Source organism: Microcystis sp. LE19-84.1B (assembly GCF_027531875.1).
GTDB lineage: Bacteria > Cyanobacteriota > Cyanobacteriia > Cyanobacteriales > Microcystaceae > Microcystis > Microcystis panniformis.
Map to the genome: position 1 here is coordinate 38,970 of NZ_JAPZSR010000179.1, position 9,015 is coordinate 47,984.

Annotated in this window: 1 protein-coding gene; it reads left to right on the forward strand. The window is 40.9% G+C overall.

The genetic code is table 11. From position 1 onward, the window contains the following. Positions 1 to 630 precede the first annotated feature (630 nt). Positions 631 to 9,015, forward strand: a complete 8,385-nt coding sequence (locus tag O9324_RS10780; RefSeq protein ID WP_288140178.1) for a non-ribosomal peptide synthetase — start codon at positions 631 to 633, stop codon at positions 9,013 to 9,015.

Consider the following 9,015-nt stretch of genomic DNA (forward strand, 5'->3'; position numbering starts at 1 on the left):
GAAAAAGCTTGAGACTTTCGCCGAAAGATAACGAGGGAATTTGGTTTTTGCCGAGTAAGTCGATTAATTTGATGGCTCACAGTGAGGAAATTTTTCCCCCACCTCACTTAAATTTCAACCTCGTTGTCACCCCTTCAGCTATTACGACCAGACATCTAATCGTACCTGACCAAGGTAGTAATTGTCAATAGACATCTGCAATAAACGTTTATGGGGTGTGGCATCCTAAGCTCTGCTCTGCTGGTTTCGCGCAATCATATCTTTAAATGTCACACTTTCTGCACTTCTTAATATTCAATTAATAATTTTTACTAATTTATTGGGTTCAGTGGTTTCTACAGTGAAGATTTTTTGTCAAAACATCCCAGGGAATGTAAAAATTTGTAAAAGTATATGGAGATGTGTAGAATGTCGGCTAGTATGCTACAATGTCGAGGCTCAGAACAATTTTGAAGAAGCGACAGAAACCCTGACCTTAGCCGTAGTCGGGTTTCCTGTAGTTCAAATAGCAATAATTCCACTCGTCAGAGACAGGAATTATCGCTTTAAGGGAACGGTGAAAAAAGCATTGTACCCCATGACTCTGAATACCGCCATCAACCACTATTTAGGGAAAAAGTTAGAACAGCAATGGAAGCACATCTGGTTTCAATAGATTACCAAATTCGGCAACTTCAAGAAATAGAGCCAGTAACTACTCTATTTGGTAATGTAAGTCAGAATAAAACCGGGGAGCAGCATAGCGTTCTTGAAGTTATATCTACAGATTTACAGGAAAAAATCAACAGTTTAACGGCAAATAATTCTGTTAATAATTTAGCATTTCATCTGGCTGTTGTTCAAGTTTTAATGTTTAAATACACTGCTCAAGTCGAGTTTGCTACGGCTACAGCTGCTTTGAATACAAAAACATTAGATAGCCTGATATTTTGCCGATTCAATCAACATAATTTTAGTTCATTTAAAGATTTACTAAGAATCATTCGTAAAGATTTACAAGAAGGCTATCGCCATCAAAACTATGCGCTGGATAGTTTGGTCAAAACCTTGGCAGCAAGAGGAGGAAATCTAGAGAATATTTTTGACGTTGCTGTGATTAAAGAAGGACTGTGTGCGGACATTTCTTCGTTAAATCGGTTTCAATTAGTTTTTACCATAGAAGCGGATGATAGTGGTGTTTCTGTCACTTTTATTAAAGATAAATTTCCTAGGGATTTTGTCGAGAGAATGCTAGGACATTACCTAGAAATCTTAGAAATGGTGACGAGTAATCCCGATATAGATTTGTCAGAAATTGATATATTAACGACCGAAGAACGAGAACAATTACTGAGAGATTGGAATGATACGGCCATTGAATATCCTGAAAAGCAATGGATTCATCAGCTATTTGAAGAGCAAGCCAAACTTTACCCTGAGAGAGGGGCGGTCATTTTTGAAAATCAAGAATTAACTTATCAAGAATTAAATGAAAAAGCCAATCAACTTGGTCATTACCTACAAAAATTAGGAGTAAAACCAGAGGAATTAGTAGGAATTTATCTAGAGCGTTCCTTAGAAATGGTAGTAGGATTATTAGCTGTTTTGAAGGCCGGAGGAGCTTACGTTCCCTTAGATCCTAATTATCCTCAAGAACGCCTAAGTTATCTATTAGAAGATACTGGGGTAAAAGTTATTATTACTGGGGAATCGCTGCGGGGATTGTTGGACGAATACCGAGGAATTGTTGTTGCTTTGGATACAGATTGGTCAGCAATTTCTCAAGAAAGTCAGAACAATTGTGACAGTGGTGTAACTGGGGAAAATTTAGCTTATGTTATCTACACTTCCGGTTCCACAGGTAAACCTAAGGGCGTGATGAATAATCATAAGGGGATTAGGAATCGTTTGTTGTGGATGCAGGATACTTATCAGTTAACTAAGAGTGATTGCATTTTACAAAAAACCCCTTTTAGTTTTGATGTTTCAGTGTGGGAATTCTTTTGTCCTTTATTAGCGGGTGCAACCCTAGTAGTAGCAAAACCCGAAGGTCATAAAGATAGTACCTATTTAATACAATTGATCCAAAAGCAGCAAATCACTACCCTTCATTTTGTCCCCTCAATGTTGCGAGTTTTTCTGCAAGAACCAGAGCTAAAAGGATGTAGTTCTCTCAAGCGGGTTTTCTGTAGTGGGGAAGCTTTGTCATTAGACTTAACACAACGCTTTTTTGAGCATTTTGACTGTGAACTTCACAACCTCTATGGTCCGACTGAGGCGGCGATTGATGTGACTTACTGGCCTTGTTTGCCGGAGAGTCAAAAAGCCATAGTCAGTATTGGCCGACCGATTGCCAATACTCAGATTTATATTCTTAATCCGCACTTACAACCAGTTCCTATAGGGATTGTGGGAGAATTACATATTGGTGGGATAGGTTTAGCTCGTGGATATCTCAATCGTCCCGAATTGACGGCCGAGAAATTTATCCCTAATCCTTTTGCTAAGGTGGAAGCAGGAATAGGGGGAGAAATTAGGGCAAAATTATATAAAACGGGAGATTTAGCCCGGTATTTACCCGATGGAAATATTGAGTTTTTAGGGCGGATTGACCATCAAGTTAAGATTCGAGGTTTCCGGATTGAGTTGGGGGAAATTGAAGCTATACTCAGTCAACATCCAGCAGTTGAGCAAGCGGTAGTTATTGCATCGGAGACAGAAACAGGGAGTCAAACACTAATTGCTTATGTTGTGGGTCAGTCTCAAGAAGGGGAACTCTTGACGACTTCAGAAAATGGGCAATTATTCGATGAACAAATCGGGCAATGGCAAAGCCTCTATAATCAAATTTACAGCCAAACATCGGCAGATTCTCAGGGTATATTTAATATTGTTGGCTGGAATAGTAGTTACACGGGGGAACCTATCCCTGCCGCCCAGATGCGAGAATGGCTAGATGATAAAGTTAAGGTTATTCTGGCTCAAAAACCGAAAAAAGTTCTGGAAATAGGTTGTGGAACCGGGTTAATATTATTCCAAGTTGCTCCCCATTGCCAGTGTTATTGGGGAACCGATATCTCATCCGTTGCCTTAGACCATATTCAGCGAATTAATCAAGAAGGGCCGAAGCTAGAGCAAGTCAGGCTATTGCATAGCACAGCCGATAAATTTGAGGGTTTGGAGTCAGAAGGATTCGATACAATTATCCTTAACTCGGTTGTGCAGTATTTCCCCCATATAGATTACTTACTGCGGGTTTTAGAGGGAGCTATCAAGGTACTAACTCCGGGGGGGTGTATTTTCCTTGGAGATGTGCGAAACTTGCAACTCATGGAAGCTTTTCACGCAGATGTAGAACTTTATAAGGCTAACCCTGAAGATTCGATTAAGGATTTTAAACAGCGAGTACAGAGAAAAATTGAGCAAGAAAATGAATTATTTATTGACCCTGATTTTTTTAGAGCAATTCAGTCCTATTTTCCTCAGATTACTGAAGTCGAGATTCATCTAGAGAGAGGTCAACACCACAACGAATTGACTCAATTTCGTTACAATGTTGTTCTACGAAGCGCAAGAATTTTGGATTTTAGCACCGACTTTCCAGAATTAAACTGGACTGAACAGCAGCTGACTTTATCTGAGGTGAGAAATCAACTGGGGACATCTCAGGGGTTAAGGGTGATAGGTGTGCCTAATTCTCGCTTGTTTGGACCTTTAAAAAGTGTGGAATTGTTGAGGAGTTCTCAAGACTTGGGGACAATCGAGGAATTTCGAGCTATTAAATCGAAAATTATCCTGGGAAATGCCGTAGAACCTGAAGATTTTTCGGCTTTAGCTGAGGATTTATCCCTTTCGGTTTGGGTAACTTGGTCGGATACTCCGGACCGTTACGATGTGATTTTTGCTCCGCTGGAAAATTCCCAGAGAAATTACATCGCTTTTACCCCCACCCACACTGTAAAACCTGAAGGGCAACTTTATGCAAATCACCCTTTAAGGTCTAAGTTAAACAGTAAACTGATTCCCCAACTGCGGAGTTATCTGCAAAAGCAACTCCCAGAATACATGATACCTCATGCCTTTGTGCAATTGGATTCTATTCCTCTGACAAATAATGGCAAAATTGACCGTCGCGCCCTACCCTCTCCAAGTTATAACCGTTTAAGGGATTCGGAGAATTTTGTCGCACCTTGTACCCCTCTTGAGGAAATGTTAGCACTGATTTGGGCTGAAGTTTTGGGCATCGAAGAGGTTGGTATTCACGATAATTTTTTTGAACTTGGGGGGGATTCGATTCGGGGAATACAAGTGATCGCTAAGGCGCGACAAATGGGTTTTCATTTTTCCTTACCCCAATTATTGCAACATCAAACCATTCAAGAATTGGCCAATTGCGTTAGCTATGAAATTGATACTTTAGGGACTGAAAAAACGGAAGTTTTTAGTTTAATTTCTCAAGAAGTTCGCCTCAATTTACCGGAGGAAGTGGAGGATGCTTATCCTCTAACTGCTCTACAATTGGGGATGATATTTCATAGTGAATATCAGGGGAATCTATCGGTGTACCATGATGTGTTTACCTATCATATTCGTGCTGATTTTAGTTTTCCAGCTTTACATAGTGCTATTCAGGAGATTGTCCAGCGTCACCCAGTATTACGAACCAGTTTCGCACTCTTTGAATATCAAGAACCCCTACAATTAGTTCACCGAAAAATCGATGTTCCTTTAGGATTAGATGACCTAACCGATTTATCTCCTTCTGAACAAGGCACAGCTATTGATGATTGGATTGAGCGGGAAAAAATCAGCACTTTTGACTGGAATAGTCCTCCTTTATTTCGCTTTCATCTCCATCGCCGCAGTCAGGATAACTTTAACCTAACTTTCAGTTTTCACCACTCTATTTTAGATGGGTGGAGTGTGGCTTCGTTGCTCACAGAATTGTTACAGCAGTATCTCTATCTTCTCGACAAAACCCCCCCCTTTATTCCCCCCCAAGGGGGTGCAGGGGGGGGGACTCCAGAACTCAGTTTTAGGGATTTTGTCGCCTTAGAAAAGAAAACTATTCAATCGACAGAATGCCAGAATTATTGGCAAGAAAAACTCAGAGATGTCACGCTGACTAAACTTCCTCAGTGGTCGAAATCTAATCGAGTTAATCAAGATTGGGATTGGTTAGTTCCCATATCTAGTCAGGTATCTCAGGGATTAAAACAACTGGGTAAACAAGTGGGAGTCCCCCTAAAAAGTGTTTTATTAGCGGCTCATTTTCGGGTTCTGAGTTTACTGAATAATCAAAGGGATATTGTTACCGGTTTAGTTTCTAATGGACGCTTAGAAGCAGCCGGTGGTGAAAAGATTTTAGGTTTATTTCTGAATACTTTACCCCTACGTTTAGAGTTATCTGGCGGTTCTTGGAGCGATTTAGTTAAGCAAGCTTTTGATGTTGAAAGAGAATGCTTATCTTGGCGAAGATATCCCCTCGCTGAGTTACAAAAATCAGGTCAACCTTTGTTTGATACGGCTTTTAACTTTATTCACTTCCATGTTTATCAAGGTATCATCGGGGGGAAAGATTTAGAGGTCTTGGGAGGGAAGTTTTTTAATCAAACTAATTTTACATTGTTAGCTAATTTTAGTCTTCATCCTCTTTCATCTGAAGTAGAACTTACCCTTAAATATGATGGGAATTATCTAGGGGAAAAGCAGATGGAGTTAATCGGAGGATACTACGAGAAAACTCTCATCGCCATGGCAACAGAAGGGTTAGAAAGTTATGAAACTTGTTGTTTACTTTCTGAGCAAGAACAACATCAATTATTAAAAGAATGGAATGATACCGAGGTTCACTATCCCGATGGCTGTATTCATCAATTGTTTGAGGAGCAAGTTAAGCGCAGTCCTGACGCAATCGCTATTGTTGCAGAAAATGAACAATTAACCTACCGTCAATTAAACGAAAAAGCGAATCAATTGGGGCGATATTTGGCGAGAAAAGGGGTAAAATCTGAAGCTTTGGTGGGAATTTGCCTAGAACGGACTACTGAGATGGTTATAGGGTTATTAGCCATTCTCAAAGCAGCGGGAGCTTATGTACCTTTAGATCCAGCTTATCCAACTGAACGCCTCAATGTTATCTTAGAAGATGCTCAAGTTTCCTTGTTGCTAACACAAGAAAAATTAGTAGAGAAATTAGGGAATTATCAAGGGAATCTGGTGATATTAGAGGCAGAAACAAGAAATATAGCCCTAGAAAGTCCCGAAAACCTCTCTTTACCCGTAAGTTGTAGTAATAGCGCTTATGTGATTTATACCTCCGGTTCAACGGGGAAACCGAAAGGGGTTGTCATTGAGCATCACAGCACCACAACCTTACTCAATTGGTCCAAGGAAGTCTTTAGCAGTGAGGAATTAGCGGGGGTTTTGGGTTCTACTTCTATTTGTTTTGATTTGTCAGTATTTGAACTATTTTTGCCCTTAGCTGTGGGGGGTAAGATTATTCTGGCCCAGAATGTTCTAGATTTGCCTAGTTTAAGTGCAGCCAAAGAGGTAACATTAATTAATACCGTACCTACAGCGATCGCCCAACTACTGGAAATTGAGGCGATACCTGAGACTGTGCGAACGGTAAACCTCGCCGGAGAAGCTTTGTCTAATCAATTAGTCCAGAAGCTTTACCAGCAGGAGAACATTAAGAATGTTTATAATCTCTACGGTCCGTCAGAAGATACCACTTATTCCACTTTTAGCTTAGTGCCTAAAAGACACCATGGACAACCGAGTATCGGCCGACCTATTGCCAATACTGAAGTTTATATTCTGGACTCTTTTAAACAACCGGTTCCTTTAGGAACTATTGGTGATTTATATATCGGGGGTGAAGGGTTAGCTCGATGTTATCTGAATCAACCTGAATTAACCGCCGAGAAATTTATCTCCAATCCCTTTAGCAATGAACCCAAGGCCAAACTCTATAAAACAGGAGATTTAGCCCGATATTTACCCGATGGAAATATTGATTTTTTGGGGCGGGGTGATAATCAGGTAAAATTGCGGGGTTTCCGCATTGAATTAGGAGAAATTGAGGCAACTCTAGGGACTTATCCCCCAGTTAAGCAAACGGTGGTGAAAGTTTGGGAAGACTCCTATCGGAATAAGAGATTAGTCGCTTATCTAGTGGCAGAAAATGACCCGATAAATACTGAGGATTTGCGTCGTTTCTTGGGACAGAAATTGCCAGAGTATATGATTCCGGCTCTTTTTGTCTCCTTAGAAGCTCTCCCGCTGACTCCTAATGGAAAAATTGACCGTTCCAGATTACCCATCCCTGAGATACCTTCCACATCTGAGCAGGATTTTGTTCCCCCTCATACTCAGAAAGAAAAGATTTTGGCTAGTATTTGGCAAGATGTTCTCAGCATTAAACAAGTAAGTCGTTATGACCGCTTTTTTGAAGTTGGGGGCGATTCTATTGTCAGTATTCAGGTTGTCGCTCGCGCTCGTCAAGCCGGGTTGAAGATTACCCCTAAACAGATATTTGAATATCCTACTCTTGCGGAACTGGCTACAGTTGCCGATTATTCCACAGCGGAATTAGCTAAACAGGGTTTAGTGACGGGTATTGTGCCTCTTACTCCCATTCAACTGTGGTTTTTTGAGCAAAATCGCGCTGAAATGCACCACTTTAATCAGTCTGTCCTCTTAGAAGTTCCCCATCACCTGAAAGCTGATTTGTTAGCTCAATCTCTGAGAAAATTAATTGAACATCATGACGCTTTGCGGTTACGGTTTACTGTGGAGGAAGGACAATGGCAACAAGTCAATGAAGGAATGCCGGATGAAGTACCTTTTGAAGTGATTGATTTGTCTTCGATTCCTCAATCTCAGCAAGGGGAAACTCTCTTAGCAATGGCAACAACTCAACAAGCAAGTTTAAATCTCTCTAGTGGACTATTAATCAAGGCGGTGCTATTTGAATTAGCACCCTATCAACCCAGTCGGTTACTGATTATTATTCATCACTTGGGGGTTGATGGTGTATCTTGGCGAATTTTGTTAGAAGATTTATTGATAGCTTACCAACAGCTAGAAAGGGGGGAGAATGTAGAACTTCCACCTAAAACCATAGCCTTTCAGGATTGGGCGCTTCTCTTGAGGGATTATGGACAAGGGGAGAAAGCGAGAGAGCCATTAGACTATTGGTTAACTCAACCTTGGTTAGAGGCGAGCAATTTACCTGTAGATGACGAGACTGGAAAACCATACAATACAGTAGCGACGGCCAATGATGTCACGGTGACTCTAGATGAAGAGCAAACCCGCGCCCTCTTGCAAAAAGTCCCCGCTGCCTATAACACTCAAATTAATGAGGTTTTGTTAACCGCTTTAGCGGAAACTTTGACACAATGGACAGAAAATTTGACCATATCCCTTGATTTAGAAGGACACGGACGAGAAGATTTGTTCAGTGAGGTTGACCTATCGAGGACGGTGGGTTGGTTTACCAGTCTTTTTCCGGTTATTTTGCGACTCCCCCCCGAAAATCACCCCGGTGAGCGGCTCAAATCTATTAAAGAACAGTTACGAGCTATTCCTCACAGGGGAATTGGCTATGGAATTTCGCGATATTTGAGTGATGATGCTGATATTAAGTCTCAATTAGCTGAAATTCCTGCCAGAGAAGTTTTGTTTAATTATTTAGGTCAATTTGAGCAAGGACGATTGCAAAAAGGGGATTGGAAATTAGCGGATGAGTCTAAGGGGCCTAATCACAGTCTTAAGGGACATCGTAGTCATTTATTAGAGATTACGGCCAGAGTTATCGAGGGACAGTTACAAGTAAACTGGACTTATAGCCATCTCATCTATGAACGTTCGACGGTAGAATATTTAGGGCGCAGCTATAAAGAAGCTTTGCTGAAATTGATTGAGCATTGTTTATCTCCTGATGCTGGGGGTTACACTCCCTCGGATTTTCCAGTAGCGCACTTGAATCAACAGGAATTAGACGATATTCTGGCAGAAATTGACTAA

Coding starts and splice junctions, on each gene's coding strand:
- O9324_RS10780 (WP_288140178.1), top strand. CDS start 631: ATGGAAGCACATCTGGTTTCAATAGATTACCAAATTCGGCAACTTCAA.